A 26,402-nucleotide genomic window follows, 5' to 3' on the forward strand; every position below is an offset into this window, starting at 1 on the left:
TCTGTGATCTTAAGCTCAATTTTTGGTCAGGTGAGTGCTTAAATGCTGGTCACCATAAATGAAAAATTATTCTCTATTGTTAATTTGGCGTTGACTGTTTTACGAAAAATAGGTATTGCTAGAGACAGTAAAGAAAACGAGTTAGAAAAGTTTTTATCTATATGTTTATGAATGGCCTGATTACCCGAATCATTATTACCGACACCGGTTGTGTTGGGGCAGGCTGCTGAGAGAAAGAATCTTTAAAAAAAGGCCTGTATCCCCACCAGATACAGGCCTTTTTTTTCAATTTTGTTCAGGGAGAATGGAATGCGAGTACTTAAGTTTGGGGGATCTTCGTTAGCTGACGCAGAACGATTTATGCGAGCGGCGAACATCATAGCCAACAATGCGGATCAGGAAGAGTTGGCAGTAGTTCTGTCAGCACCGGGAAAAACCACTAACAAGCTGGTTGCGATTATAGAAGCGGCGCTAGAAGGTCAGGACACCGAGCATAATGTAAAAGAGCTCAGAGTCGCTTTTGCTGAACTGGCTTCTGAGATTCAAGCCGCGCTACCAAACCTTCAGCTGGAAGAGTTCGAAGCTCAGGTTGAAGAATCACTAGGCAATCTAGAAGATTTTATTCAAGGTATCCAACTACTTGGAACCTGCCCATCCCATGTAAATGCTCGCATCATCAGTAAAGGCGAAAAGGTTTCAATCCAGCTAATGAAGGCTGTACTTGAAGCGAAAGGCCAAGCCGCAGCACTTATCGACCCTGTTCATTATCTTTTTGCTCGCGGCGATCACTTAGAAGCTATGGTCGATGTAGAGCTATCTACACTCAACTTCCAAGCCGCTCCACTTGCTAAGGGCAAGGTTCATATCATGCCGGGCTTTACCGCTGGCAATGATAAAGGTGAGCTAGTAACCCTTGGCCGTAACGGCTCTGATTACTCAGCTGCAGTGCTAGCAGCCTGTCTTCGTGCAGATTGCTGTGAGATCTGGACGGACGTAGACGGCGTTTACAACTGCGACCCTCGCCTTGTAGAAGATGCTCGCCTGCTTAAATCTCTTAGCTATCAAGAGGCGATGGAGCTTTCTTACTTCGGCGCCTCGGTTCTGCACCCTAAAACTATCGCTCCAATCGCTCAATTCCATATCCCATGTCTTATCAAGAACAGTTTCAACCCTCAAGGGGCTGGTACATTGATCGGCCTAGATACAGGCGAAGACAATCTGGAAATAAAGGGCATCACAACCCTGAACGACCTGACTATGGTTAACGTGTCAGGCCCAGGTATGAAGGGAATGGTGGGCATGGCTAGCCGCGTGTTTGGCGCTATGTCATCTGCTGGTATCTCTATCGTACTTATCACTCAGTCTTCATCTGAGTACAGCATCAGCTTCTGTATTGAAGCACAAGACCGCGCTCGTGCGAAAACAGTACTGGATGAAGCGTTTGAGCTTGAATTGAAAGATGGCCTATTAGAGCCAGTGGATTTCATCGATGATGTGGCTATCGTGACCCTTGTAGGCGATGGTATGCGCACCTCTAAAGGAGTGGCATCTCGCTTCTTCCTATCCTTGGCTGAGGTTAATGTAAACATTGTTGCCATCGCCCAAGGATCATCAGAGCGAGCTATTTCAGCAGTGATCCCAGAAGATAAGATCTCCGAGGCGATCAAAGCCTGTCATGAAAATCTATTTAATTCTAAGTACTTCCTAGATCTATTCGTAGTAGGTGTGGGTGGCGTTGGTGGTGAGCTTGTGGATCAGGTTCGTCGTCAGCAACAAAAACTGGCTAAACAGGGGATCGTTATCCGTATCTGCGGCCTTGCCAACAGTAAGGGCATGCTATTGGATCCTGAAGGTCTGCCACTAGAACACTGGCGCGATCGCATGAACAACGCCTCTGAGCAATTCAGCCTAACCTCCCTAAGCTCTGTGGTTCAGCGTAATCACATCATCAACCCAGTATTGGTTGACTGTACTTCGAGCGAGTTTATCGCCGATCAATACGCCGATTTCTTGGCTGCGGGCTTCCACGTGGTAACCCCTAATAAGAAAGCGAACACGGCGAGCATGGCTTATTATCACCAGCTTCGCCAAGTTGCGCGTAGTTCTCGTCGCAAGTTGATGTATGAGACAACGGTAGGTGCCGGTCTGCCGGTTATCGAGAACTTGCAAAACCTTATCTCTGCTGGTGACGAACTAGAGAAATTCAACGGTATCCTATCGGGCTCATTGTCATTCATCTTCGGTAAGCTAGACGAGGGGATGACCCTAAGCCAGGCGACCCAAGTAGCTATGGAAAACGGCTTCACTGAACCTGACCCACGTGATGACCTATCTGGTATGGATGTGGCACGCAAGCTACTTATCCTTGCTCGTGAAACTGGTATGTCTATCGAGCTTGAAGATGTAGTTGTAGACCAGGCCCTGCCACCAGGCTTTGATGACTCAGGTAGCATCGAGGAGTTCCTAGAGCGTCTTCCTGAAGCGGATGCATACTTTAGCGAGCTATCAGCTAAAGCGGCTGAAGAAGGTAAAGTGCTTCGTTATGTGGGTGAGATCAACGAAGGTAAATGTCGCGTGACTATCGCCGCTGTTGATGAAAACGACCCGCTATTTAAGGTTAAAGATGGTGAGAATGCCCTAGCATTCTACAGCCGTTACTATCAGCCAATTCCGCTTGTGATGCGTGGTTATGGTGCGGGCACTGAGGTTACAGCAGCAGGTGTATTCTCTGATGTGATGCGTACTCTTGGTTGGAAGCTTGGGGTGTAACTTATGTCGAGAAGTGTAACTGTATACGCTCCTGCTTCTATTGGTAATGTGAGCGTTGGTTTTGACGTGTTGGGCGCGGCGGTTTCTCCTGTGGATGGCACTCTTTTGGGGGATAAGGTCACCGTTGCCCTTGGACATTCAGACTTTACCTTGAAGGCAGAGGGTAATTTTGTTGCCAAACTGCCATCAGACCCTAAGCAGAACATAGTGTATGACTGCTGGAAAGTGTTTGCTCGTGAGCTGAAAAATAAGGGCTCTGAGCTACTGCCAGTAGCTATGACACTACAGAAAAATATGCCAATCGGCTCTGGTCTTGGCTCGAGTGCTTGCTCCATCGTGGCAGCGCTAGATGCGCTAAACCAGTTCCACACTAATCCTTTAAGTGAAACTGAGCTTCTTGCCCTTATGGGTGAGATGGAAGGACAGATCTCTGGTGGTATTCACTATGACAACGTTGCCCCTTGTTATCTAGGTGGCGTGCAGCTTATGGTCGAAGAGCTGGATATCATTAGTCAGTCTATCCCTAGCTTTGAAAACTGGTATTGGGTAATGGCCTATCCGGGTATTAATGTCTCTACCGCTGCCGCGCGTGAGATATTGCCAGCGCAATACCGTCGCCAAGACGTTATCGCCCACGGCCGTCATCTTGCTGGTTTTATCCATGCAAGTTACTCGAATCAGCCGCAGCTGGCGGCCAAGATGATTCGCGATGTAGTGGCTGAGCCGTATCGTCAGCGATTGCTTCCGGGCTTCCCCGAAGCGCGAGACTACGCAGCAACCGCAGGTGCATTGACCACAGGTATCTCAGGCAGTGGTCCAACCCTATTTACCATCTGCGATAGTTTAGAAGTAGCAGAGCGCGTTAAGGCGTGGCTGGCTACAAATTATGTTCAAAATGACGACGGTTTCGTGCATATTTGTCAGATAGACCAAAAAGGCTCGAAAATTACAGGAAGCAATTTATGAAGCTGTACAACATCAAACACGACGACGAGCAAGTCTCATTCTCTCAAGCCGTTCGTCAGGGACTAGGACGTAATCAAGGTCTATTTTTCCCAAGCGATATTCCGGATATGGGTGATATCGATGCTCTTCTAGCGGAAGACTTTGTTAGCCGTAGCAGTAAGATCCTATCTGCTCTGATCGGTGACGAGCTAGAAAGCGCTAAAGTAGCTGAGTTGGTAGATAATGCCTTTCAATTCCCAGCACCGATTAAGCAAGTTAAAGATGGCACTTATGCCCTTGAGTTATTCCACGGTCCAACCTTAGCCTTTAAAGACTTTGGTGGCCGTTTTATGGCTCAATCTCTAGCGACTGTCTCTGACGGTGGCAAGATCACCATCCTTACAGCAACCTCAGGTGACACTGGTGCGGCTGTTGCTCATGCCTTCTATGGTATGGAAGACATCAACGTAGTGATCCTGTATCCGAAAGGAAAGATCAGCCCGCTACAAGAGAAGCTTTTCTGTACTTTAGGTAAGAATATCCACACTGTTGCTATCAATGGTGATTTCGATGATTGCCAAACACTAGTAAAAACGGCATTTGATGATGCAGAGCTACGTGAAGAGATCGGCCTAAACTCAGCGAACTCTATCAACATCAGTCGTTTGATGGCTCAGATCTGCTACTACTTCGAAGCTGCAGCTCAGCTAAGCAAGGAAGAGCGTGAGAACCTAGTGGTTTCTGTACCAAGCGGTAACTTTGGTAACCTAACCGCAGGCCTTCTAGCAAAAGCGCTAGGTCTTCCTATCAAACGCTTTATCGCTGCGACTAACGCGAACGATACCGTGCCACGTTACCTGACTACAGGTGAGTGGGATCCAAAGCCAACCGTGGCAACCACCTCGAATGCAATGGACGTAAGCCAGCCAAACAACTGGCCTCGTATCGAAGAGCTTTGTCAGCGCAAAGGTTGGGGATTGGATACCCTAGGTAGCGGTGCAGTGACTGATGCAGAGAGTGCAGAGAGTGTGAAAGAACTGAATGACTTGGGCTACCTGTGTGAGCCTCACGGTGCAATCGCGTATCGTGTGCTTCAAGAGCAGCTAAACGAAGGCGAAACAGGTCTTTTCCTATGTACTGCCCATCCGGCTAAGTTCAAAGAGGTAGTAGACGAGATCCTAGATACAGATATCGAGCTGCCAGGTCCTTTGGCTAAGCATGCTGCTATGGAGCTTCTATCAGAAGAGCTGAACAATGATTTTGAACAGCTTAAGGTTCTATTGAAGAAAGTGCAGTAAGCCTCTGACTTAAAATGAAAAAGCGACAATAGATTGTCGCTTTTTTTATATTTGTAGCTTACGAAAAAGCCCAGCTAGATAGCTGGGCTTTGAATTTTTTCTAAACCGGAGTTAGCGATTTACGGGTCTCTATTATAGAGACTCAGTAAAGGTACGAGCGATAACGTCGCGCTGCTGCTCTGGAGTCAGAGAGTTGAAACGTACAGCGTAGCCAGATACACGGATAGTTAGCTGTGGGTAGTTCTCTGGGTGCTTAACTGCGTCTTCTAGAGTGTCGCGCTTAAGAACGTTAACGTTTAGGTGCTGACCACCTTCGATCTTAGGTGCTTTCTCTACTGCAATTTCGCGGCTTTCGTATTCACCTAGGTCAGATGCAGGAATAACTTGATCTGCTTCGTAACCCGCAGCTGAAACTACACAACGTGCTTCGTTTTTCTCAGAATCTAGTAGCCAGATTGAGTTAAGTAGCTCATCGTTTGCTGCTTTAGTAATTTGGATTCCTTGGATCATAACTTTCTCCTCAGCTTCAAAAATTAATTGTTTGTAATATGGATAAATCTTTTGGGGTCGGAACCTTGAGCATTCCCGTTCACTTTATGTTTGCTAATTTATATTGATTTACGTCAAAAAACAACTAAAAACCATATTTTTTTTGGGGTGTTTTCCATGATTATGATCAAGTTATAATTAAAACATGGTGTTATAAAGGCTGTTTTTACACAATCGGAACAAATGCCACAATAAATGGTGTTATTTAACAACATTTAAACGAAATTCGATGCACTTAGTGTTCGGAATATAGGGCTAAATTAGCCATTTAAAGAGAAGATTTGATGACAACAAACAAGTTTTTAGGCGCTCATGTCTCTGCTGCTGGAGGGGTTGAGAACGCCCCGTTAAGAGCCAAGGAAATTGGTGCAAATGCGTTCGCTTTATTCACCAAGAATCAGCGTCAATGGGTGGCAAAACCTCTCACTCAAAAGAGCATAGATTCGTTTAAAAAGAACTGTACTGCGCTTGGATTTAAAACAGAGCAGATTCTGCCACACGACTCTTATCTGATTAATTTAGGGGCTCCAGAGGCGGAGAAGTTAGAGAAATCTCGTGCTGCTTTTATCGATGAGATGGAGCGCTGTCATCAACTTGGCCTAACGCTACTCAATTTCCACCCTGGTAGTCATCTCAAGAAGGTCTCTGAGTCTGAGTGTCTTCGTTTAATTTCTGAATCTATCAATATTGCTCATAAGGCGGTACCAGATGTGATTGCGGTTATTGAGAATACCGCAGGGCAGGGGACGAACTTAGGTTGGCGCTTCGAGCATCTGGCTGAGATTATCGATCAGGTAGAAGATAAATCGCGTGTAGGTGTGTGCATCGATACCTGTCATACCTTTGCTGCCGGTTATGACCTTCGTACTTTTGAGGCTTGTGAAGCGACCTTCGCTGAGTTTGATCGTGTGGTCGGGATGCACTATTTGCGTGCAATGCACATTAATGACTCAAAGATCGCCCTAGGTGGTAAGGTGGATCGCCACCATTCTTTAGGTGCGGGTGAGATTGGTTGGGACTGTTTCAAATTTATCGCTCAAGATCCGCGTTTCGATAAGATCCCGCTAATCCTTGAAACCATTGAGCCGGAGATATGGGCAGAGGAAATTCAGGCGCTGAGAGCCTTTGAACAAGGGGTTACCTAACCCTTTCGGGTAATATTTAAGCGCTGACATTGATCTTTTGGCACGCATCTTTCATTACTTAATGTGACAGGAGTCACAAAGTACAAGGAGTGTGCCATGTTTAAAGCAGTTTCAATCATCCCTCAAGCTCGTCCTGTTCAACGTGGACAAGGACATTTTCGAACTCCACAGCGCGCACCACTGCACGCCCCAGCTAAGAAATAATTTATCGGCGCTGTCGTTAGCGTTATCCTTGCCACACTCTCTATTAATTGGTGTGGTATATGAACTGGCAAGGATTTATACAAGAGCAGCGACAGCTTCCTTACTTTGACAAAATTGAGCAGTTTGTGTCTGAGCAAAGAAGCTTGGGCAAAACTGTTTATCCTCCTCAAGACCAGGTCTTTTCGGCCTTTGATTCAACGCCTCTCGATAAAGTGAAAGTAGTGATCCTAGGGCAAGATCCCTATCACGGCCCTAACCAGGCTCATGGTCTGAGCTTCTCTGTACTGCCGGGCAACAAGATCCCACCATCACTGCGCAACATCTATAAAGAGCTAAATACAGACATAGAGGGGTTCGAGATCCCTTCTCACGGTTATCTCGCTCACTGGGCAGAGCAAGGCGTGCTGCTTCTTAATACCGTACTTACTGTTGAGCAAGGTCAGGCGCACTCTCACGCTAAATGTGGTTGGGAAACTTTTACTGAAGCGGCTATTGAACTTCTTTCCAAACAAAAGCAAGGGCTTGTGTTTATGTTGTGGGGTGCTCATGCACAAAAGAAAGGGGTTAACATCGATGCGGATAAGCATTTGGTTCTTAGCTCGGTACACCCATCACCTTTGAGTGCCCGCAGAGGCTTTTTGGGATGTCAGCATTTTTCTAAAGCGAATAAGTATCTGGAAAATATAGGAAAACAGCCAATCAATTGGCATCTTCCCGCTGAACTAGGTTGAGAAAGAGTAAAATCCACATAAAAAGTGTGCTTTTTTAGTCCTCCCTCAAAACATGCATGCAAATAATTGCTTAAACTTAATGCAACGGATGATATGGAGGGATGGAATATGATGCTAGAAAGGATCCATCGTGAGCATGGTTATATGGTGCGATTGCTGGCGATACTTAGGAAGAAGCTAATTCGTCTTCGTGACGAGGAGCCGATTAACTATTCACTGGTCAAAGAGATAGTGGATTATCTTTGCGATCACTCTGAGCGCACTCATCACCCAAAAGAGGATCTTATCTATCACTACTTCATCGAAAAGTATGGTGAGCAGAAGCAGATACAGAACCTAGAGAAGGAGCATGTTGAGCTATCTAAACTCACGCATGAGTTCTTGGATGTAGTGGATATGATTTTACAAGATGCCGTGGTGCCTTCAGATCTCTTCTCAAGCCAACTAGAGAATTTCATTCAGCAGCAGAAGCGACACCTAGATCTGGAAGAGCAAGACATTATTCCGCTGATTAAGCAGACCTTTGATATCTCAGATTGGCAACACCTAGAGCAAGAGTGGGGCACACAAGAAGAGGACCCTGTGTTTGGCGAAACCATAGCCGACCGCTACAAGCAGCTTGCCGAGCGGGTCAAACAGACCGAAAAAGAGTATGTGTAAAAGCAAAAAGGATGGCAGAGGCCATCCTTTTTTATGTCTATTAGAGGTCGATATCTTCTAGCGCGTAATCGGCGCAAACATCCAGATCCATCAGTTCTTTTTGCAAGCGCTGGCGATCCTTAATCGCTTCTATTTCTCTCCATTTGCGCTTTACAGGTTTAGAGCGGCCACCACCACGAGCTCTGCGTGGCTCTTCGGTTTCAAAAAAGTCGTCTAGTTGCATGTCCATAAGCTATTCCTTTTACTTCATGCGGGCGTTGAACATAGGTCGGTCGTCTCGAACTCCTAACCTTGAATCTCTCGACGACTCGGCATCAGTATTACCACGAACCAGATTAAATTATCTTTGAACTATTTCTCATTTATTTCTAAATTGTGAATGTTTTGTGGAGTATGAGGTTTGTTTCACACTAACTGATAACAGGTTTGTTTAAATAGTGAGCATGACTACTGGTGAAATTTGCATTTTAAGGTTTCTATCGGCATGATGCGCGCAGATTTGGTGTAGGGGAATCGTTTGCCCAAGGACAAATCTCAGCACTATATGCTTAGCACTACCCCAGTTTGAGTTTCGATATTAGGAAAGTTGTGCATCGCATATTTTCCAATGTTGTAACCCACTTCTTCGGTTAAGCATCCAAAAATAAAAGCACTGAGGTTGCACCCTCCATACACCTCACTTAGTGAGGTTTAATAAAAATAAAGAGGCTAGTTGTGACAGACATTATCAACTTAATGAACGATCTCCTGTGGGGATCAATCCTTATTTATCTTCTAGTAGGCGGTGGTATTTATTTCACCGTACGTTTGGGCTTTATCCAGTTCCGCCACTTCGGCCACATGTTCAGCGTACTAAAGAACAGCCGTAAAGCGGACAAAGCTGGTATCTCTTCTTTCCAAGCACTTTGTACCAGTCTAGCGGCACGTGTAGGTACTGGTAACATGGCTGGTGTTGCGGTAGCACTTACCCTAGGTGGCCCTGGCGCTATCTTCTGGATGTGGCTGATCGCTATGCTAGGTATGGCAACCTCTTTTGCCGAGAGTACCCTAGCTCAGCTATACAAAACCAAAGATGAAGATGGCAACTACCGTGGTGGTCCAGCTTACTATATGGAGAAAGGTCTAGGCATGCGCTGGATGGGCGTATTGTTCTCTATCTTCCTGATCATCGCATTCGGTCTGGTATTTAACTCAGTACAAGCAAACTCTATCGCAAGTGCAATGAACACCGCATTTGGCATTGAGCCATGGGTTGCTGGTGTTGCAGTAGCAGTACTTTCTGCATTCGTTATCTTTGGTGGCATCCGTAAGATTGCACGTACTGCGGAGCTAATCGTTCCTGTAATGGCACTAGCTTACCTAGTGCTGGCTTTCTACGTAATGTTCTCAAACATCGAGAAAGTGCCAGAAATTATCTCTCTTATCTTCAAGAGTGCGTTCGGTCTGCAAGAAGCAGCCGCTGGTGGTGCAGGTTACGCTATCGCTCAAGCGCTGATTAACGGTATCAAACGTGGACTATTCTCGAACGAAGCTGGTATGGGTTCTGCGCCAAACGCAGCAGCATCGGCGACGCCATATCCGCCGCACCCTGCATCACAGGGTTATGTTCAGATGCTAGGTGTTTTCACTGATACTATCGTTATCTGTACTGCGACTGTCGCTATCATCCTTGTTTCTGGTGAGTATGTTCCTCACGGTGAAATCACAGGTATCGAGCTGACACAGCGCGCGCTAAGTGCTGAAGTGGGCAGCTGGGGTGGTATCTTTGTTGCTGTAGCTATCTTCTTCTTTGCGTTTACCTCTATCATCGCAAACTACTCGTACGCAGAAACTAACCTTATCTTCCTTGAGCACAACCACAAGGCGGGTCTAAACATCTTCCGCGTAATCGTGCTAGGCATGGTTCTGTTCGGTGCTGTTTCGTCCCTACCAACGGTATGGGCAATGGCAGACGTGTCGATGGGCCTTATGGCTATCGTGAACATGGTGGCTATCCTGTTGCTATCAGGTATCGTGGTTAAGCTCGCTAAGGACTACAACAAGCAGCTTAAAGCGGGCAAGGTGCCAACCTTTGATGCTAACGACTTCCCTGAGCTTCAGTCTCAGCTAGAAGAAGGTATCTGGGACCAGGCTGAAGAAGCGAAAAAGTCGTAATCGCTCTCACCTATGACACTGATTGAAAGAGCCGTGCTGACATAGCACGGCTTTTTTTATACCCTGTGCATATCAAGATATGTAAAGGAAGACCGCTATGTTGGTTATTGTTTCTCCAGCTAAAACCCTAGATTTTGAATCTCCATTGGCTACAGAGCGCTACACTCAGCCTGAATTTATCCCTGAATCAGCCGAGCTTATTGAGGTCTGTCGTGAGTTGACTCCTGCTGATATTGCGGGCCTGATGAAGGTAAGCGATAAGATTGCTGGTCTAAATGCCGCTCGTTTTGAGCAGTGGTCCACCACCTTTACTCCAGACAATGCACGTCAGGCTATCCTGGCCTTTAAAGGCGATGTGTATACCGGCCTTGAGGCGGAGAGCTTTAGCGAAGAGGACTTCGATTATGCACAGTCTCACTTCCGTATGTTGTCAGGTCTCTATGGATTACTAAAGCCGCTAGATCTTATGCAGCCGTATCGTCTAGAGATGGGTACTAAGCTTGCTAACCCTAAGGGCACTAACCTGTATCAATTCTGGGGTGAGAAGATCACCGATAAGGTGAATGAGGCTCTTGCTGCTCAAGGTGACGATCTCCTGATTAACCTCGCTTCAAACGAGTACTTCAAATCGGTGAAGCCGAAGAAAGTTGAAGGTCAGATCATTACGCCAGTGTTCAAAGACTGCAAGAAGGGTAACTACAAGGTTATTAGCTTCTTCGCTAAGAAAGCGCGCGGCATGATGGCGAAATACATCATTCAGAACCGTATTGAGTCTGTTGAGGCACTGAAAGAGTTTGACGTAGCGGGCTATTACTTCTGTGAAGCTGAGTCCAATGATAAAGAGCTAGTGTTCAAGCGCGAGGAACAGTAATCAGTCCGATAGGCACTTTGGAAACTGAACGACTCATACTCCGCCGCTGGAAAGCGGTGGATTTTGACGCCTTCGTTAAGCTAAACACTGACTCAGAGGTGATGCGCTTTTTTCCAAGCCCACTAACACCATTACAGAGCATTGAACTGGCGCGTCATGCTGCCCAGCAGCTATTTCATCAGGGCTGGGGGATGTGGGCGGTTGAGCTAAAGGCTGATGGTGAATTTATCGGTATGGTCGGTCTTCAACCTCGCAAGGCCAGCGATGGCATACTGGAGGACGACTTTGTCGAGATAGTTTGGCGTTTGAGTAAGAGTGCATGGGGTAAAGGCTACGCACCAGAGGCAGCGTCAGAGGTGCTCAAGTTCTCTTTCACTGAGCTAGGGCTAGACTCTGTGTACAGCCTTACCGCACTGTGTAACCTGCCATCGCAGCGTGTGATGCAAAAGATCGGCATGCACAACCTTAACCAAGATTTTCAACATCCAAGACTAGAGCCTGACTCACCCTTGAGTTGGCACTGTCTATATCATATCTCAAGGCAAGCATGGTTAAAGTCAAACAAGTAAAACCCTCCGATATCCCTATGTCTCTATTGCTTGAGGCGGATCCAGATGAGGCTATGGTTTTGTCTTATCTCGAGTCTTGTTTGGCCTTCGTGCTTATTGAGGAAGATAAGGTCGCTGGCGCTTGTTTGCTTAGGCAAGAAAGTGATGGCAATTCAGCTGAGTTGATGAACATTGCTATCTGGCCTGATAAACAAAAACTGGGCCTCGGCTCAGTGCTTCTTGAGGGAGTGCTAACCTCAGAGTCAGTGACCAGATTAGACAAAATATGGCTTAAGACTGGCACCTTTGGCCATCAGCTGAGCTTTTATCAAAGGCAAGGATTTAGAGTGGAGAGGGTAGTGAAGAACTACTTTGTCGATAATTATCCTGAGCCCATTTATGAAAATGGTATCCAACATCAGGACATGCTGATCCTAGAATTGAAGATAAATTAAAGGAGAGCCTAGGCTCTCCTCATTTATTACTTCTTCTTTTTCACGCTTTTCTTGGCAGTTTTCTTAGCGTCTTTCTTTTTGTTCTTCTTCTTGAACACAGGTTTCTTGTGTTTAGGGCGAAGACCATCGATAAAGCGCTCTTTGATTGCTTCCTTGGTGTAGCGCTGAACACGCTCCATCATCGGCTGATCATGAGCTTCAACCAAAGAAATAGCCGAACCCTTCTTACCAGCACGACCAGTACGACCGATGCGGTGTAGGTAGACATCTGCGGTGCGTGGCAGATCATAGTTGATTACATGGCTCACATCCGGGATGTCGATACCGCGAGCGGCTACGTCGGTAGCAAGAAGCACGCTCACCTCACCATCTTTAAAGCGACGGATTGCATTGTTACGACGGTCCTGAGGCATCTCGCCTTGGATCCAAGCGCAAGGGATCTGAGCGCTGTCCAGATGCTGGCGAAGTTCGCCTAAACGTTCGCGGGTCTTCAAGAATACGATACTGCGCTCGGCCTGCTCACCTATGATGCGCTTTAGAAGCTCTAGCTTGTGCAGAGCATCATCGGCGCGGTGATACCACTGTTGGATCTTTTTGCGCTCTTTAGTTGGTGGAGTAGAGTTTACTTCAGCTGGTTCTTTTAGAAGATCTGCAGTAAAGCCTTCAACGCCACGACCCTCTAGGGTTGCCGAGAACAGTAGTGTTTGTTTACGCCAGCGACACTCTGCAGACAATCGGTCTACCGTAGGACCAAAACCCATATCTAGCATGCGGTCTGCTTCATCTAGCACTAGCCATTCGATAGCACGGCAATCGAAGCGCTCTGCCTCGATGTACTCAAGCAGGCGACCAGGCGTTGCTACCACTATATCTTGGGTGGTTGCTAGGATATCAGCGTGCTCTTGATAGGTTACACCACCGGTAATGGTGAAGATGTTAAGTCTGGTATGTTTAGCCAGTGCCTTAGCCTGCTCGGTGATCTGCATCGCCAGTTCACGAGTCGGAGTTAGGATAAGTACACGTGCTGGGCCACCCTTTTTACGAGGGAAGTCCAATAGGTACTGAAGCGCAGGCAGAACAAAGGCTGCGGTTTTACCTGTACCTGTTGGTGCGGAAGCAAGAATGTCTCTGCCGTCTAGCGCATATGGGATGGCTTCACTCTGCACCTTAGTTGGGCGCTCATAGCCTATCTGTTCAATGGCCTTGATTAATGTTTCGTCTAAGTCTAAATCAGCAAAGGTTCTAATCACAGTTTCAATCCGCAATTGGGTGGGTCTTAAAGGGTGTAGTATAAACGTAAGCTTGGACTAAGTTCACATTTTTAAGTAGAAATCCCGCGTTAAGGCGATGAAATCTTGGCTGTACTCGGTACCTTGATGGATCTGCAGGCTAGTTGTCTGCATTTCTACCTGAACTCTTCTTAATTCAATCAGGTAGCGAGAAATCGGTTTTTTAGCTGTGGTCTTGATTTCGCATAGGCGTGAAAGGTGCCAGCCGCTAGTCTTTGCCAGTTGGATAAAACCATCTCCCTCGACCTTGGGAAGAATGAAACTAGCGCTTCCCTCAAGAGACAGAAGATCCGCGCATGCCTTCAATAGATCTTTGTGTGCCAGCGTATCCGTGTGTCTTGCCTTAGCTCTCTGCTCTCGCTGACTCTGCTCTCCAGAATTGAAATAAGGAGGGTTGCAGATGATGCGTTCAAACTGATCCTTGATGGGCATCTTGGTCACATCCGTCATAGACACCTGTATGCGAGATGACCAAGGGCACGAAGCGGCGTTGTGCCGAGCGGCTTCAATGGCATCTGCGTCGATATCGATAGCTAGAATATCGGCGTTTGGATTTCTCTGAGCACTCATCAGGGCCAACAGTCCGGTACCTGTTCCTATATCTAAGATGGAACCTACCATTTTTATATCTGCCCAAGCGCCCAGTAGTACCCCATCGGTGCTTACCGGCATTCCGCTTTTTCCACCGATTATGGTGAAGCGCTTAAATTCAAAATCTTTAGTGGTTTGGTTCATTAGTATCAAGAAGGTTGTGAGTTTGTATGCATCTATGGTGCATGCAATCTGTTTGTTATTGCTTTGTTTGAGTTTGTTGGCTGTCTGTTTGACATTAAATTCTAGATTTAAAGTCAATATCTAGTGGATAATACTGGTAATTGATAAAATTACTGGCAGTAACTAGTGTTTTTTCTCTATGCGCTTGAGTGCGCATTCGTCACCGTTCAAGATGCTTGCCTGAAATTTATCACAGCAGAGTGTAACGCATAAACTACACCACAGTCTGTTCTGGGGCGGGATTTGAACAACAAACTTTCTTTTTTAGACATAGTAGCGCTTGGCTTTATGCTGTTCGCGTTTTTCTTGGGTGCGGGCAACATTATTTTCCCACCTCTAGCAGGTCAACTTGCAGGCACTAATCTGATGCCAGCTATGGGTGGCTTTCTAGTTACAGCAGCAGGCCTGCCTCTTATTACTGTGGTTGCAGTCGCAATCGCTGGTGGCACTTGGGATCATCTGACTCGTGACCTACCAAAGCGTGTTGCTATCCTAATGGCCGCTCTGATCTTTATCATTATTGGCCCAGCTTTCGCTGCCCCTCGTGCAGGATTGGTTGCCTATGAGATAGGTTTACGTCCTTTCTTAGCGACACCTGATGCAATGACACTCGCACTATTCTCTATTGTCTTTTTTGCTGTTGCTATGGTGTTGGCTTGGTCTCAAGGTAGCCTGCTAGACACCATAGGTAAGGTGCTAACGCCGCTGATGTTTGTTGGTCTATTGGTGCTGTCGGTAATGGTAGTGATCAATCCGCAAAGTCCGATTATTCATCCTCAAGGTGATTATGTAGATCAGGCGTTTGTGACCGGTCTTCTTGAAGGCTATCTGACCATGGATACCTTTGGCGCATTGATGTTCGGCATACTTTTGGTTCAAGCACTAAACAGCAAAGGCGTGTCAGAAACTAAAGACGTCGCTCGTTACCTTATCTTAGCTGGCTTTATTGCAGCCTTCGGTCTGTGCCTGGTGTATATGTCTCTTTTCTATCTGGGTGCTACCAGTAATGGTATTGCAGCAGGTCTGACTAACGGCGGGGCTATCTTAGCTCACTATGTTCAAGCGCTGTTTGGTGTGAAAGGGCAGTGGGTATTGTCGGGCATTGTCGTGATTGCCTGTTTGACTACGGCAGTGGGTTTGATCTCTGCTTGTTCAGACTTCTTTAGTAAGCACACCAAGCTCTCTTATAAAGCCTTTGTGGTTATCAACGGCTCTGTATGTGCTCTGGTTGCGAATGTGGGACTATCTCAGCTTATCGCGCTTTCTATCCCTGTGTTGTTTGCGCTGTATCCAGTAGCTATTGCATTGGTGGCTTTGACCTTCCTTCGTTCGCGTTTGGCTAATCCTGCGCGCGTTTATCGCACTGTGCTGGTGGTGGCCTTCTTGTTCGCTATTTTAGATGCGCTAAATGTAGCGGGCGTTGATGTGAGCAGCTTTGATTTTGTGCCTATGTTTAGCCTTGGGCTAGGCTGGCTGTTGCCAACGCTTGCCATCATTATCTCAATGGTAGTGCTTGATGGCGGCAACAAGGCTCAGATAGAGCAGTACTCATAAAAGCAAAAAAGCGTCCAATGGACGCTTTTTTAATGTTTGTTTTAGAGAGAATCAGCGTATTCCGTTAGGATCTGTTCACACCAGGTGGCGAGGCGTTCGTCGGTAAGATCGTACTGTGAGTCCTCATCTAGTGCCAAGCCTAAGAATTGGGTCTTATCCTCAGTCAGCGCCTTTGAACCGGTGAATTCATAGCCCTCCACGGGCCAGTAGCCGATGAATTTAGGCTGATGTGGCACCAGTTGCTCATGCAGAAGGCCCATAGCATCTAGAAACCATTCGCCATAACCTTCTTGGTCCCCAAGACCGAATAGCGCGACGTGTTTACCTGAGATTTGAATATCACCTAGCTTGTCCCAAATCTCATTCCAATCCTCTTGCAACTCGCCAAAGTCCCAGGTGGAGATACCAAGGACCAGAAAGTCATAGTCATTGATCAGACTTAGTGGGGCATCCTTTACGTTGTGCAGGTCGACAATCTCTTCACCTATGATGTCGCGGATCTTCTCTGCTGCCATCTCGGTGTAACAGGTGGTTGAGCCGTAAAACAGTCCTATTTTCATGCTATTCGTGTACTACTTGATCGGGGTGCAGGGATTTTACCTTTATTTTTCCAGCTTTGCAGTTAGTGTCAGCGCTTATCGGGTATACTTGGCTGATATAACAGAGGTAATTGGGCGTTATCACTTGTCAAATCAACACCTTATTGAGCAGTTTCTCGATGCTGCTTGGATGGAAAAAGGGTTATCCGAAAACACACTCGCTTCCTATCGATTGGATCTCAGTAAATTAGACAACTGGCTACAAAGTATAGATGCGGAGCTCCTTAGCGTTTCACATGAGCAACTTCTTGATTATCAAACCTGGCTAGCAGAGCAGGGGTTTGCTCAGTCTAGCCGTGCACGTATGCTGTCGGCGATGCGTCGCATCTTTCAATATTTCCATCGGGAACGAATGCGTGATGATGATCCCTCAGCGCTGTTGATTCGCCCTAAACTGCCCAAGCGATTGCCTAAAGACATCAGTGAAGCCCAAGTCGATGCTTTGCTGGCCGCCCCCAATATCGAAGACACCATAGAGCTTAGAGACAAGGCCATGCTTGAACTCTTGTATGCGACAGGTCTGCGTGTGACTGAGTTGGTGGGCTTGACCACAGAGAACATCAGTTTACGCCAAGGCGTGGTGCGTGTTGTGGGTAAGGGTGGCAAAGAGCGACTGGTTCCCATGGGTGAGAATGCTATCGATTGGATAGAGCGCTTTATGAATAAAGGACGACCAGAGCTACTAGGTGAAACCTCGTCAGATGTGGTGTTTCCTAGCAAGCGTGCTCGCCAGATGACTCGTCAAACCTTCTGGCATCGTATTAAGCACTACGCGACCCTTGCTGGAATAGATAGCGATTCGCTCTCTCCACACGTGTTGCGCCATGCCTTCGCCACACATTTATTGAACTACGGGGCAGATCTCAGGGTCGTACAGATGCTACTTGGACATAGTGACTTATCGACAACGCAAATTTATACTCATGTAGCAAAAGAACGATTAAAGCTGATCCATCAGCAACACCATCCAAGAGCCTAATTCGGTTCTGCAAAGGAAACAATATGAAGCACTTATCTCGCACCCTTGGCTTAATTCTCTGCTCGCTGTTTGTGTTCAAAGCCAGTGCGGCCGATATAGACCAAGCGCAATTAAAAGAACGATTCGCCAAGATTGGCGTAACCATACTGCAAGCTGAGCCATCAGAGATGGATGGCATTTTAGAGCTGACTACAGACCAGGGCACCTTTTATGCCTCACCTAAGGGCGACTTTTTTATCCCTGGTAAGCTGTACTCTCTCGACGAAAACGGTAAGTTTGAAGACGTAGTTGCAAAGCGTAACGGTCCAAAATTCATCAAGATGTTCAATGAGATGCAAGACGAGATGATCGTCTACAAGGCAAAAGATGAGAAATACGTGGTTACCGTATTCACCGATATCTCTTGTGGTTACTGCTTGAAGCTTCATCGCGATATGAAAGCCTACAACGACCTTGGTATTACTATCCGCTATCTTGCCTTCCCACGTGCCGGTGCGACTAGCGATATCGGTACGCAGATGGCAAACATCTGGTGTAGTGACGACCCGCAAGCGGCAATGAACGATGCCAAACTGCGTGGTCAGAGTGTATCGGCTTCTGCTGACAAGATTAAACAGTGCCAAGACTTAGTGGTGAAGCAGCATCAACTGGGTCGAGCTATCGGTGTAACGGGTACCCCAGCGGTTTACACACCAAACGGCGTTAACGTAGGTGGCTATCTTTCTCCAGAGGCGCTACTGCAACGCCTGCAAGCTGAAAAAAGCTAATCTAGCTTTGTAATGAGCGCGGCTTGACCGCGCTTTTTTTCCTCTCAAATCTGTGTTGTCACCATGATAGAAATCCAACGTCGTCCTGCCTGCGATATCTCGCATCTTCCTGATTCTCTCTCTCCTTTGATGCGTCGTGTATACGCTTCGAGGGGGGTTAACAGCGAAAGCCAACTCAACCGAGGTGCCAAGGGCTTGCTCTCGCCTGGTCAGTTGTATGGCATTGGTCCTGCTGCTGATCTTTTGATTGAAGCCATTGAGAGTAGCCAGCGAATTATCGTGGTAGGGGACTTTGATGCCGATGGCGCGACCAGTTCCGCTCTTTCGGTGTTAGCGCTTCGTATGCTCGGCTCAAGCAATGTGGACTATCTAGTGCCAAATCGCTTCGAGGACGGTTACGGCTTGAGCCCAGAGGTGGTTGACCAAGCCATCACCATGGGGGCTGAGCTGATCATGACGGTGGACAATGGCGTCTCTTCTATCGAGGGCGTGAAATATGCTAAGCAAAACAATATCAAGGTACTGGTAACCGATCACCACTTGCCGGGTCATGTTTTGCCAGAAGCTGATGCCATGGTTAACCCAAATTTGCATGAGTGTGATTTCCCTTCAAAAGCGCTGGCCGGGGTGGGAGTTGCCTTTTATCTGATGGCTGCGGTGCGCGCCAAGCTTCGTCAAAAGAACAGTTTTGCTGAGCGCGGTATTCCTGAGCCTAATCTTTCCGTGCTTCTAGACCTTGTGGCTCTAGGCACAGTCGCTGACGTTGTACCGCTGGATGAAAACAACCGCATCTTGGTGCATCAGGGCTTGCAACGCATTCGAGCGGGTAAGGGTAGACCCGGAATACAGGCGCTGATTGAGGTAGCCAAGAAGAACTCAAACCGTTTGGTGGCCTCTGACTTTGGCTTTGCCCTTGGACCGCGCATCAATGCGGCGGGGCGCTTGGATGATATGTCGTTCGGCGTTGAACTGTTGATGAGCCAAAACATACATGCGGCGCGCCGTATGGCCTCGGAGCTAGATTCGCTGAACCAAACCCGAAAAGAGATTGAAGAGGGCATGAAGCAAGAGGCTATGGCTTTTTGTGAGAGGCTTCAGTTTAGCTCAGATAAAGAGATGCCCTATGGCTTGGCACTGTTCCAGCGCGACTGGCACCAAGGCGTAATTGGGATTCTCGCCTCTCGCATCAAGGAGCAGTTCCACCGCCCTGTGATCGCCTTTGCCGATGGTGGTGATGGCCTTATCAAGGGTTCTTGTCGCTCTATCGTGGGCCTGCACATGCGAGATACGCTAGACAAAATAGACGTGCAAAACCCAGACCTTATCTTGAAGTTTGGTGGCCATGCTATGGCCGCTGGCCTCACTATTCGCGAAAAAGACTTTGAGCGCTTTTCTAAGCTATTTGATGAGTCGGTGCGTGAACAGCTAGAAGACCATGCTCTGAAAGGTATTGTTCTGTCCGATGGTGAACTCTCTCCTGAGGAGTTTAACATGCATACTGCCCAAGAGATCCGCCAGGGCGGTCCTTGGGGGCAGGCCTTCCCAGAGCCTATTTTCGATGGCGAGTTTAAGGTGCTGCACCAGAAACTCGTGGGCGAGAAGCACCTCAAGCTTATGCTAGAGCCACTACACCGCTCGCACCCAACCAATATCATGGTAGATGCTATTGCCTTTAATGTGGACCTAAGACGCTGGCCTGACCCGGCAACCACCAAGGTTCGTCTAGCTTACCGCCTCGATATCAACGAGTTTCGTGGCAACCAGAGTATGCAACTCATGGTTGAGCATATCGAAGGCGCGTAAAGCGTAAGGATTTAGTAAATTTTTCTGTATCTTGGTCACATTTTTGAGTAAAATTCTGCGGTTATTTTCTACTCAAATTATTGGCGAAAGATGTTTGAAATCAATCCAGTCAAAAACCGCCTACAGGACGTGTCTGAACGCACTAGTGTCCTGAGGGGGTACCTTTGACTATGACGCTAAGAAAGAGCGTCTAGAAGAGGTAAACGCAGAACTAGAACAGCCGGATGTATGGAACGAGCCTGAGCGAGCGCAAGCCCTAGGTAAAGAGCGTGCATCACTAGAAGCGGTTGTTGAGACCATAGACCAACTTGACCAAGGCGGCGAAGACGTTGAGGGCTTGCTTGAGCTAGCGGTTGAAGAAGAAGACCAAGAGACCTTTGATGAGATTGAACCTGAGCTAGCTGAGCTTGAAGCTAAGCTTGAGAAGCTTGAGTTCCGTCGTATGTTCGCTGGTGACCACGACGAGTCTGACTGCTATATCGACCTGCAATCAGGTTCTGGCGGCACAGAGGCGCAAGATTGGACCAACATGATGCTTCGCATGTATCTGCGTTGGGCTGAGTCTAAAGGCTTCAAGACCGAGGTTATCGAGGTTTCTGAGGGTGAAGTTGCTGGCCTTAAAGGCGCAACGGTTAAGATCTCTGGTGAGTATGCCTATGGCTGGCTACGTACTGAAACCGGTGTACACCGTTTGGTTCGTAAGTCTCCATTTGACTCTAGCGGCCGTCGTCACACCTCATTTGCGTCTGCGTTTGTGTATCCTGAGATTGATGACAACATTGAGATCGACATTAACCCAGCTGATCTACGTATCGACGTATATCGTGCATCGGGCGCTGGTGGTCAGCACGTAAACACCACCGAATCTGCGGTACGTATTACTCACGTTCCAACCAACATTGTGGTGCAGTGTCAGAACGACCGTTCTCAACATAAGAACAAAGACCAAGCGATGAAACAGCTTCGTGCGAAGCTATTCGAGTTTGAGCTTCAGAAGCAAAACGCTGAGAAGCAAGCAAACGAAGACGCTAAGTCTGACATCGGTTGGGGTAGCCAGATCCGTTCTTACGTATTGGATGACTCACGCATTAAAGACCTGCGTACTGGCGTTGAAAACCGCAACACACAAGCCGTTCTTGATGGCGACCTAGACAAATTTATTGAAGCTAGCCTGAAATCAGGTTTATAAGCTTTTCACCGAAAAAGAATAAAACAGGATACATCGAAAATGACTGATGCTGTTCAAAACGAGAACCAACAAGAAGAGAATAAGCTGATTGCTGAGCGTCGTAGCAAGCTGGATCATATCCGCAAGAGCTGCAAAGCAAACGGCCACCCAAATGACTTCCGTCGTGAGCACCTAGCTGGCGACCTTCAAGCAGAATTCGGTGAAAAGACTAAGGAAGAGCTAGAAGAGCTTAACCACATCGTAGCGATCGCTGGTCGTGTAATGGCGAAGCGTGGTCCTTTCCTAGCTATTCAAGAAACATCTGGCCGTATCCAAGCATATGCAGCAAAAGATGTTCAAAAGCAGCTTAAAGAGCAATATCAAGGCCTAGATATCGGTGACATCATTGGTGTTAAAGGTGCGCTTCATAAGTCAGGTAAAGGCGACCTTTACGTGAACATGGAAGAGTACGAGCTACTAACTAAGGCTCTGCGCCCACTTCCTGAGAAGTTCCACGGTCTGACTGACCAAGAGATGCGTTACCGTCAGCGCTACGTTGACCTTATCGTTAACGAAGATTCTCGTGAAGCATTCATCATCCGCTCTAAGCTGGTTTCATCTATCCGCAACTTCATGAGTTCTAAGGGTTACCTAGAAGTAGAAACCCCTATGATGCACGTGATCCCAGGTGGTGCAACGGCTCGCCCATTCATCACTCACCACAACGCACTAGACATCGATATGTACCTACGTGTTGCTCCAGAGCTTTACCTGAAGCGTCTAGTAGTAGGTGGTTTTGACCGCGTATTCGAGATCAACCGTAACTTCCGTAACGAAGGTCTGTCTCCTCGTCACAACCCAGAATTCACTATGATGGAATTCTACCAAGCTTACGCTGACTACAAGGATCTGATGGATCTGACTGAAGAGATGCTAAGCACAGTGGCGATGGACGTTCTAGGTTCAACCTCTATGCCTTACGGTGAAGAGACAGTTGAGTTTGGCGGCACTTACGCTCGCATGAGCATGTTCGAAGCTATCAAGCACTACAACCCTGACCACGTTGAGATCCAAGCGCTAACGGAAGCAGACCTAACTGACCGTGAGAAGATGGTTTCTATCGCGAAATCTGTACACGTTGAAGTAGAAAGCTTCTGGACTTGCGGACAGCTTCTTGAAGAGATCTTTGGTGAAACGGCTGAGCCTCAGCTAATTCAACCAACCTTCATCACTGGCTACCCAGCGGACATCTCGCCACTGGCTCGTCGTAGCGATGACAACCCGTTCTTCACTGACCGCTTTGAGTTCTTCATCGGTGGTCGCGAAGTAGCAAACGGCTTCTCAGAGCTTAACGATGCAGAAGACCAAGATGCACGCTTCAAGGCGCAGGTAGATGCGAAAGATGCAGGTGACGACGAAGCTATGTACTACGACGCTGACTACATCACAGCGCTAGAGCACGGCCTACCGCCAACAGCAGGCCAAGGTATCGGTATCGACCGTCTAGCTATGCTGTTCACTAACACGCACACCATCCGTGATGTAATCCTATTCCCTGCAATGCGTCCGCAGCAGTAATAGCGATTAACTGAATCGAAAACGCCACCTGATTAGGTGGCGTTTTTTTATGCGTCAACTTCTACCGGTTCAACTTCTTCCTGAAGCTCGAGAAGGTTGATGGCAACCGCAACAAAATCGCTGTCAGTGATAATACCCACTAAGGTTTGATTGGATATCACAGGTAAACAGCCTACCTTGCGCTTTTGCATCATCATGGCGCTTTCGCGAAGGCCTGCTCTTGGTGATACGGTGAGAACATCCTTACGCATGGCGAGATTCAGTGGAGTTTCTAAGGTGTAGCATTCACTGTTTGGATTCAGTTGCAGGCTTGAGTCCTGGGCCGCCAATATGTCTCTTTGAGTAACCAAACCAAGCAACTTGTCTTCGGTGTCCACAACAGGAACATGACGAATATCGTGCTCAGCCATCAACTTTTTGGCATCGGCTAGGGTATTGGAGCGCAACAGAGTGTAAGGGGTTCGAGTCATCAGCTCAGCGATTTTAATCATAGCGATCTCCTGTTAGGTCCATCTGACTTAACTATAGATAGAGGCCTTGATCGAAACTTTGATTTAACCCCAAAAAACACGCAAAAATTTAACGATTATTTTACTTGCCTGAGCCTGCTCAAAGAACCCGATAAACAAGGGGAGTGTAGAACTTTCCTTGACCTTATATGGTGGCAATCTATACTAGCGCACTGCAAAAAATTTAGCCTAGGATCGTTGAGCCCATGCAAGTTTCTGATTTCAATTTTGAACTCCCTGATGAGTTGATCGCACGCTACCCGATGGAGGAGCGTACCGCCAGTCGTCTGCTTAAATTAGACGGTAATTCTGGTCAGATCCAAGACAAGGGGTTCACCGATATTCTGGACTCTATTCAAGAGGGTGACTTGTTGGTATTTAACAATACCCGAGTGATCCCAGCACGCGTTTTCGGTCGCAAGGCCAGTGGCGGTAAGATTGAGGTTCTGGTTGAGCGTATGCTTGATGAGCACTCTATCCTTGCTCATGTTCGTTCTTCAAAGGCGCCTAAGCCGGGTGCACAGCTGTTCCTTGGTGAGAACGACCAGTATGAAGCCGAGATGGTGGCACGCCACGACGCACTGTTTGAGCTTAAGTTTACCTCTGACAAAGCCGTGCTGCAGATCCTAGAAGAAGTGGGACACATGCCTCTTCCTCCTTATATCGACCGTCCTGATGAAGATTCAGACCAAGAGCGCTACCAAACGGTTTATAACGAAAAACCAGGCGCTGTTGCTGCGCCAACGGCTGGTCTGCACTTCGATGAAGCTATCCTAGAAAAGATTCAGGCTAAGGGCGCTAAGCTTGCCTTTGTTACCTTGCACGTGGGTGCCGGCACCTTCCAACCAGTGCGCGTTGATAACATCCTCGAGCACCACATGCATGCTGAGTATGTTGAGGTAACTGAAGAGGTGGTAAACACCATCCTTGAGACCAAGAAAAACGGCGGTCGTGTTATTGCTGTAGGGACGACCTCAGTTCGCTCTTTAGAGAGTGCCGCGCAAGATGCTGTTAAGAAAGGCACTGAGCTTAAGCCATTCTTTGGTGATACCGACATCTTTATCTACCCAGGCTATGAGTTCCAACTTATCGATGGCCTGTTAACCAACTTCCACCTGCCTGAATCTACCCTGATCATGCTAGTGAGCGCGTTTGCAGGTTACGATAATGTAATGAATGCCTACAAGCATGCAGTAGAGCAGAAGTATCGTTTCTTTAGCTACGGCGATGCAATGTTTGTGACTCGTAAGGGTCTATAAGCGCAATTTTAGAATGCAAAGTCTGGTCGGATTAACATTCGGCTAGTCAGGGTGAGGGCGGTATACTCTCACCAATTTTTCGTGCCCGTAATGGGACACTCTTAATTAGGAACTTTATCCACTCTGGATATGTCCTAAACTAACCGTCAGATTGTTTCTCTGGCATATTGGAGTACTTCGTGAAATTTGAACTCAAGAAAACCGACGGCGTCGCGCGTCGCGGTCAATTACAGTTCGACCGTGGTTCGGTTGAAACCCCAGCATTTATGCCAGTAGGTACTTATGGCACAGTTAAGGGTATGACCCCTGAAGAGGTGAAAGGTACCGGTGCTGAAATCCTACTAGGTAACACTTTTCACCTATGGCTACGTCCAGGCCAAGAAGTAATGAAGATGCACGGCGATCTACATGACTTCATGAACTGGCAGGGTCCTATCCTGACTGATTCAGGCGGCTTCCAGGTATTCAGCCTTGGTGATATCCGTAAGATCACTGAAGAGGGTGTTCACTTCCGTAACCCTGTAAACGGCGACAAAATCTTCATGGATGCTGAAAAGTCTATGGAAATCCAATACGACTTGGGTTCAGACGTGGTAATGATCTTCGATGAGTGTACGCCATATCCTGCGACACACGACGAAGCTAAGAAATCTATGGAAATGTCTCTACGTTGGGCTCAGCGCTCTCGTGACCACTTTAACAAACTAGAGAACCCGAATGCACTATTCGGTATCGTTCAAGGTGGTGTTTACGAAGACCTGCGTGATGTCTCTGTAAAGGGCTTAACCGACATCGGTTTTGACGGTTATGCAGTAGGTGGTCTTGCAGTAGGTGAGCCTAAAGAAGACATGCACCGCGTACTTGAGCACACCTGTCCTCAACTGCCAATCGATAAGCCTCGTTACCTAATGGGCGTAGGTAAACCTGAAGACTTGGTTGAAGGTGTTCGTCGCGGTATTGATATGTTCGACTGCGTTATGCCAACTCGAAATGCACGTAACGGCCACCTATTTGTGACCGGAGGTGTGATCAAGATCCGAAACGCGAAACATAAAACCGATACTTCTCCACTAGATCCAGAGTGCGACTGTTACACTTGCCGCAACTATTCTAAATCGTATCTGCACCACCTTGATCGCTGCAACGAGATCTTGGGTGCTCGTCTGAATACTATCCACAACCTGCGCTACTATCAGCGTTTGATGGAGAGTATTCGTAAGGCGATCGACGAGGACCGCTTCGATACGTTTGTAGAAGAGTTCTATGCACGCCGAAATCGTGAAGTGCCGCCTCTAATGAAGGGTGACGCACAATAATCATTTCATAGGGCAAATGCTTCAACAAATTGTTGCATTTGCCCTATTAGTATTTGGCTTTTCCCCTTGAAAAACCAAGGGAAAAGCCTCATGTATTACTATAACTTTATTTTTTGATTCTTTTGAAAGGGGATTTTTTGTAATGAGTTTATTCATTTCTCAAGCTCATGCTGCAGCTGAAGGCGCACCACAAGGTGGCGGTTTTGAAATGCTAATCATGCTAGGTATGTTCGCGGTAATTTTCTACTTCATGATTTACCGTCCACAATCTAAGCGCGTTAAAGAGCATAAGAACCTTATCGCTTCTATGTCTAAGGGTGACGAAATCCTAACTAGCGGTGGCCTAGTGGGTAAGATCACTAACATCTCTGAAGAGAACGATTTTGTTGCGATCGAGCTAAACCAAAATAACGAAGTTGTAATCAAGAAAGAATTCGTTACTGCAGTGCTACCAAAGGGTACGCTGAAATCTCTATAA

Annotated in this window: 25 protein-coding genes; 19 read left to right on the forward strand and 6 right to left on the reverse strand. The window is 47.3% G+C overall.

The genetic code is table 11. The features are described 5' to 3' along the window. Positions 1-309: 309 nt before the first annotated feature. From thrA to thrC, 3 genes are read left to right on the forward strand one after another with little or no spacing between them, the layout of a single operon-like run. Positions 310-2,769 (forward strand): bifunctional aspartate kinase/homoserine dehydrogenase I, encoded by a 2,460-nt coding sequence (gene thrA / locus Pcarn_RS02080; protein ID WP_261834754.1) that lies wholly within the window; start codon positions 310-312, stop codon positions 2,767-2,769. 3 nt (positions 2,770-2,772) lie between these two features. Then, complete coding sequence (gene thrB / locus Pcarn_RS02085) at positions 2,773-3,735, forward strand: homoserine kinase (protein WP_261834755.1); 963 nt, start codon at positions 2,773-2,775, stop codon at positions 3,733-3,735. Continuing rightward, positions 3,732-5,012 (forward strand): threonine synthase, encoded by a 1,281-nt coding sequence (gene thrC, locus Pcarn_RS02090; RefSeq protein WP_261834756.1) that lies wholly within the window; start codon positions 3,732-3,734, stop codon positions 5,010-5,012. Before thrB ends, thrC begins: the two co-directional genes overlap by 4 nt. Before the next feature lie 132 nt (positions 5,013-5,144). Here thrC and grcA read toward each other — a convergent pair whose 3' ends face one another. Beyond that, complete coding sequence (gene grcA, locus Pcarn_RS02095; protein ID WP_261834757.1) at positions 5,145-5,522, reverse strand: autonomous glycyl radical cofactor GrcA; 378 nt, start codon at positions 5,520-5,522, stop codon at positions 5,145-5,147. 323 nt (positions 5,523-5,845) lie between these two features. Here grcA and nfo point away from each other — a divergent pair, with 323 nt between their 5' ends. The 3 genes from nfo to Pcarn_RS02110 all read left to right on the forward strand — a co-directional run bounded on the left by nfo (position 5,846) and on the right by Pcarn_RS02110 (position 8,301). After that, positions 5,846-6,706 carry a deoxyribonuclease IV gene (gene nfo / locus Pcarn_RS02100; RefSeq protein WP_261834758.1) on the forward strand — a complete coding sequence of 287 codons (861 nt, stop codon included), beginning with the start codon at positions 5,846-5,848 and terminating at the stop codon, positions 6,704-6,706. A 263-nt stretch (positions 6,707-6,969) separates the two neighbouring features. Further along, positions 6,970-7,641, forward strand: coding sequence for a uracil-DNA glycosylase (gene ung, locus Pcarn_RS02105; RefSeq protein WP_261834759.1), 672 nt, complete (start codon positions 6,970-6,972; stop codon positions 7,639-7,641). A 108-nt stretch (positions 7,642-7,749) separates the two neighbouring features. Then, the gene (locus Pcarn_RS02110) at positions 7,750-8,301 is read left to right on the forward strand and encodes a hemerythrin domain-containing protein (RefSeq protein ID WP_261834760.1); all 552 of its coding nucleotides are present in this window, start codon (positions 7,750-7,752) and stop codon (positions 8,299-8,301) included. Positions 8,302-8,341: 40 nt separating this feature from the next. On the opposite strand, the gene Pcarn_RS02115 is transcribed toward Pcarn_RS02110, so the two are convergent. Then, the gene (locus tag Pcarn_RS02115) at positions 8,342-8,530 is read right to left on the reverse strand and encodes a DUF3545 family protein (RefSeq protein ID WP_261834761.1); all 189 of its coding nucleotides are present in this window, start codon (positions 8,528-8,530) and stop codon (positions 8,342-8,344) included. Between the two features lie 485 nt (positions 8,531-9,015). Between Pcarn_RS02115 and Pcarn_RS02120 the strand changes: the two genes are divergently transcribed. The 4 genes from Pcarn_RS02120 (at position 9,016) to Pcarn_RS02135 (ending at position 12,329) form a co-directional block, all read left to right on the forward strand. Further along, positions 9,016-10,455, forward strand: a complete 1,440-nt coding sequence (locus Pcarn_RS02120; RefSeq protein ID WP_261834762.1) for an alanine/glycine:cation symporter family protein — start codon at positions 9,016-9,018, stop codon at positions 10,453-10,455. Between the two features lie 97 nt (positions 10,456-10,552). Continuing rightward, positions 10,553-11,326: a peroxide stress protein YaaA gene (yaaA, locus tag Pcarn_RS02125; RefSeq protein ID WP_261834763.1), complete on the forward strand. Its 774-nt coding sequence runs from the start codon at positions 10,553-10,555 to the stop codon at positions 11,324-11,326. Between the two features lie 17 nt (positions 11,327-11,343). Next, the gene (locus Pcarn_RS02130; RefSeq protein ID WP_261834764.1) at positions 11,344-11,895 is read left to right on the forward strand and encodes a GNAT family N-acetyltransferase; all 552 of its coding nucleotides are present in this window, start codon (positions 11,344-11,346) and stop codon (positions 11,893-11,895) included. Next, on the forward strand, positions 11,874-12,329 hold the full coding sequence (locus tag Pcarn_RS02135; RefSeq protein ID WP_261834765.1) for a GNAT family N-acetyltransferase: 456 nt from the start codon (positions 11,874-11,876) through the stop codon (positions 12,327-12,329). The genes Pcarn_RS02130 and Pcarn_RS02135 overlap by 22 nt, the downstream gene beginning before the upstream one ends. A gap of 26 nt (positions 12,330-12,355) precedes the next feature. On the opposite strand, the gene srmB is transcribed toward Pcarn_RS02135, so the two are convergent. Both srmB and Pcarn_RS02145 read right to left on the reverse strand, forming a co-directional pair. Further along, positions 12,356-13,579: an ATP-dependent RNA helicase SrmB gene (gene srmB, locus Pcarn_RS02140; protein ID WP_261834766.1), complete on the reverse strand. Its 1,224-nt coding sequence runs from the start codon at positions 13,577-13,579 to the stop codon at positions 12,356-12,358. A gap of 63 nt (positions 13,580-13,642) precedes the next feature. After that, positions 13,643-14,353 carry a tRNA1(Val) (adenine(37)-N6)-methyltransferase gene (locus Pcarn_RS02145; protein ID WP_261834767.1) on the reverse strand — a complete coding sequence of 237 codons (711 nt, stop codon included), beginning with the start codon at positions 14,351-14,353 and terminating at the stop codon, positions 13,643-13,645. Positions 14,354-14,635: 282 nt separating this feature from the next. Here Pcarn_RS02145 and brnQ point away from each other — a divergent pair, with 282 nt between their 5' ends. Next, positions 14,636-15,946 carry a branched-chain amino acid transport system II carrier protein gene (brnQ, locus tag Pcarn_RS02150; RefSeq protein WP_261834768.1) on the forward strand — a complete coding sequence of 437 codons (1,311 nt, stop codon included), beginning with the start codon at positions 14,636-14,638 and terminating at the stop codon, positions 15,944-15,946. 41 nt (positions 15,947-15,987) lie between these two features. Here brnQ and fldB read toward each other — a convergent pair whose 3' ends face one another. After that, a complete protein-coding gene (gene fldB / locus Pcarn_RS02155) occupies positions 15,988-16,506 on the reverse strand; it encodes a flavodoxin FldB (RefSeq protein ID WP_261834769.1) in 519 nt (172 codons plus the stop codon). A 124-nt stretch (positions 16,507-16,630) separates the two neighbouring features. On the opposite strand from fldB, the gene xerD reads away from it, so the two are divergent. From xerD to lysS, 5 genes are all read left to right on the forward strand, one after another. Beyond that, on the forward strand, positions 16,631-17,524 hold the full coding sequence (gene xerD / locus Pcarn_RS02160) for a site-specific tyrosine recombinase XerD (protein ID WP_261834770.1): 894 nt from the start codon (positions 16,631-16,633) through the stop codon (positions 17,522-17,524). A gap of 23 nt (positions 17,525-17,547) precedes the next feature. Next, positions 17,548-18,291, forward strand: a complete 744-nt coding sequence (locus Pcarn_RS02165) for a thioredoxin fold domain-containing protein (protein WP_261834771.1) — start codon at positions 17,548-17,550, stop codon at positions 18,289-18,291. A gap of 63 nt (positions 18,292-18,354) precedes the next feature. Further along, entirely contained in the window at positions 18,355-20,094 is a 1,740-nt protein-coding gene (gene recJ / locus Pcarn_RS02170; RefSeq protein WP_261834772.1) for a single-stranded-DNA-specific exonuclease RecJ, read from the forward strand. Between the two features lie 90 nt (positions 20,095-20,184). Then, positions 20,185-21,283 (forward strand): peptide chain release factor 2 gene (gene prfB / locus Pcarn_RS02175; RefSeq protein ID WP_261834773.1). Its coding sequence is split into 2 segments (ribosomal slippage): positions 20,185-20,259 and positions 20,261-21,283, totalling 1,098 coding nucleotides; the frame shifts between segments, so codons are not numbered across the junction. Between the two features lie 39 nt (positions 21,284-21,322). After that, entirely contained in the window at positions 21,323-22,840 is a 1,518-nt protein-coding gene (lysS, locus tag Pcarn_RS02180) for a lysine--tRNA ligase (protein ID WP_261834774.1), read from the forward strand. A gap of 47 nt (positions 22,841-22,887) precedes the next feature. On the opposite strand, the gene Pcarn_RS02185 is transcribed toward lysS, so the two are convergent. Then, the gene (locus tag Pcarn_RS02185; protein ID WP_261834775.1) at positions 22,888-23,331 is read right to left on the reverse strand and encodes a CBS domain-containing protein; all 444 of its coding nucleotides are present in this window, start codon (positions 23,329-23,331) and stop codon (positions 22,888-22,890) included. A gap of 224 nt (positions 23,332-23,555) precedes the next feature. Here Pcarn_RS02185 and queA point away from each other — a divergent pair, with 224 nt between their 5' ends. From queA to yajC, 3 genes are all read left to right on the forward strand, one after another. Then, complete coding sequence (gene queA / locus Pcarn_RS02190; RefSeq protein WP_261834776.1) at positions 23,556-24,608, forward strand: tRNA preQ1(34) S-adenosylmethionine ribosyltransferase-isomerase QueA; 1,053 nt, start codon at positions 23,556-23,558, stop codon at positions 24,606-24,608. 179 nt (positions 24,609-24,787) lie between these two features. Next, positions 24,788-25,924: a tRNA guanosine(34) transglycosylase Tgt gene (tgt, locus tag Pcarn_RS02195; protein ID WP_261834777.1), complete on the forward strand. Its 1,137-nt coding sequence runs from the start codon at positions 24,788-24,790 to the stop codon at positions 25,922-25,924. Positions 25,925-26,066: 142 nt separating this feature from the next. After that, on the forward strand, positions 26,067-26,402 hold the full coding sequence (yajC, locus tag Pcarn_RS02200) for a preprotein translocase subunit YajC (protein WP_261834778.1): 336 nt from the start codon (positions 26,067-26,069) through the stop codon (positions 26,400-26,402).

This window comes from Vibrio ishigakensis, assembly GCF_024347675.1.
In the GTDB taxonomy this organism is placed as follows: domain Bacteria; phylum Pseudomonadota; class Gammaproteobacteria; order Enterobacterales; family Vibrionaceae; genus Vibrio; species Vibrio ishigakensis.

Coding starts and splice junctions, on each gene's coding strand:
- nfo (WP_261834758.1), top strand. CDS start 5,846: ATGACAACAAACAAGTTTTTAGGCGCTCATGTCTCTGCTGCTGGAGGG.
- Pcarn_RS02165 (WP_261834771.1), top strand. CDS start 17,548: ATGAAGCACTTATCTCGCACCCTTGGCTTAATTCTCTGCTCGCTGTTT.
- ung (WP_261834759.1), top strand. CDS start 6,970: ATGAACTGGCAAGGATTTATACAAGAGCAGCGACAGCTTCCTTACTTT.
- lysS (WP_261834774.1), top strand. CDS start 21,323: ATGACTGATGCTGTTCAAAACGAGAACCAACAAGAAGAGAATAAGCTG.
- Pcarn_RS02110 (WP_261834760.1), top strand. CDS start 7,750: ATGATGCTAGAAAGGATCCATCGTGAGCATGGTTATATGGTGCGATTG.
- Pcarn_RS02135 (WP_261834765.1), top strand. CDS start 11,874: ATGGTTAAAGTCAAACAAGTAAAACCCTCCGATATCCCTATGTCTCTA.
- thrB (WP_261834755.1), top strand. CDS start 2,773: ATGTCGAGAAGTGTAACTGTATACGCTCCTGCTTCTATTGGTAATGTG.
- fldB (WP_261834769.1), bottom strand. CDS start 16,506: ATGAAAATAGGACTGTTTTACGGCTCAACCACCTGTTACACCGAGATG.
- thrC (WP_261834756.1), top strand. CDS start 3,732: ATGAAGCTGTACAACATCAAACACGACGACGAGCAAGTCTCATTCTCT.
- Pcarn_RS02115 (WP_261834761.1), bottom strand. CDS start 8,530: ATGGACATGCAACTAGACGACTTTTTTGAAACCGAAGAGCCACGCAGA.
- Pcarn_RS02145 (WP_261834767.1), bottom strand. CDS start 14,353: ATGAACCAAACCACTAAAGATTTTGAATTTAAGCGCTTCACCATAATC.
- thrA (WP_261834754.1), top strand. CDS start 310: ATGCGAGTACTTAAGTTTGGGGGATCTTCGTTAGCTGACGCAGAACGA.
- yaaA (WP_261834763.1), top strand. CDS start 10,553: ATGTTGGTTATTGTTTCTCCAGCTAAAACCCTAGATTTTGAATCTCCA.
- yajC (WP_261834778.1), top strand. CDS start 26,067: ATGAGTTTATTCATTTCTCAAGCTCATGCTGCAGCTGAAGGCGCACCA.
- recJ (WP_261834772.1), top strand. CDS start 18,355: ATGATAGAAATCCAACGTCGTCCTGCCTGCGATATCTCGCATCTTCCT.
- Pcarn_RS02185 (WP_261834775.1), bottom strand. CDS start 23,331: ATGATTAAAATCGCTGAGCTGATGACTCGAACCCCTTACACTCTGTTG.
- grcA (WP_261834757.1), bottom strand. CDS start 5,522: ATGATCCAAGGAATCCAAATTACTAAAGCAGCAAACGATGAGCTACTT.
- queA (WP_261834776.1), top strand. CDS start 23,556: ATGCAAGTTTCTGATTTCAATTTTGAACTCCCTGATGAGTTGATCGCA.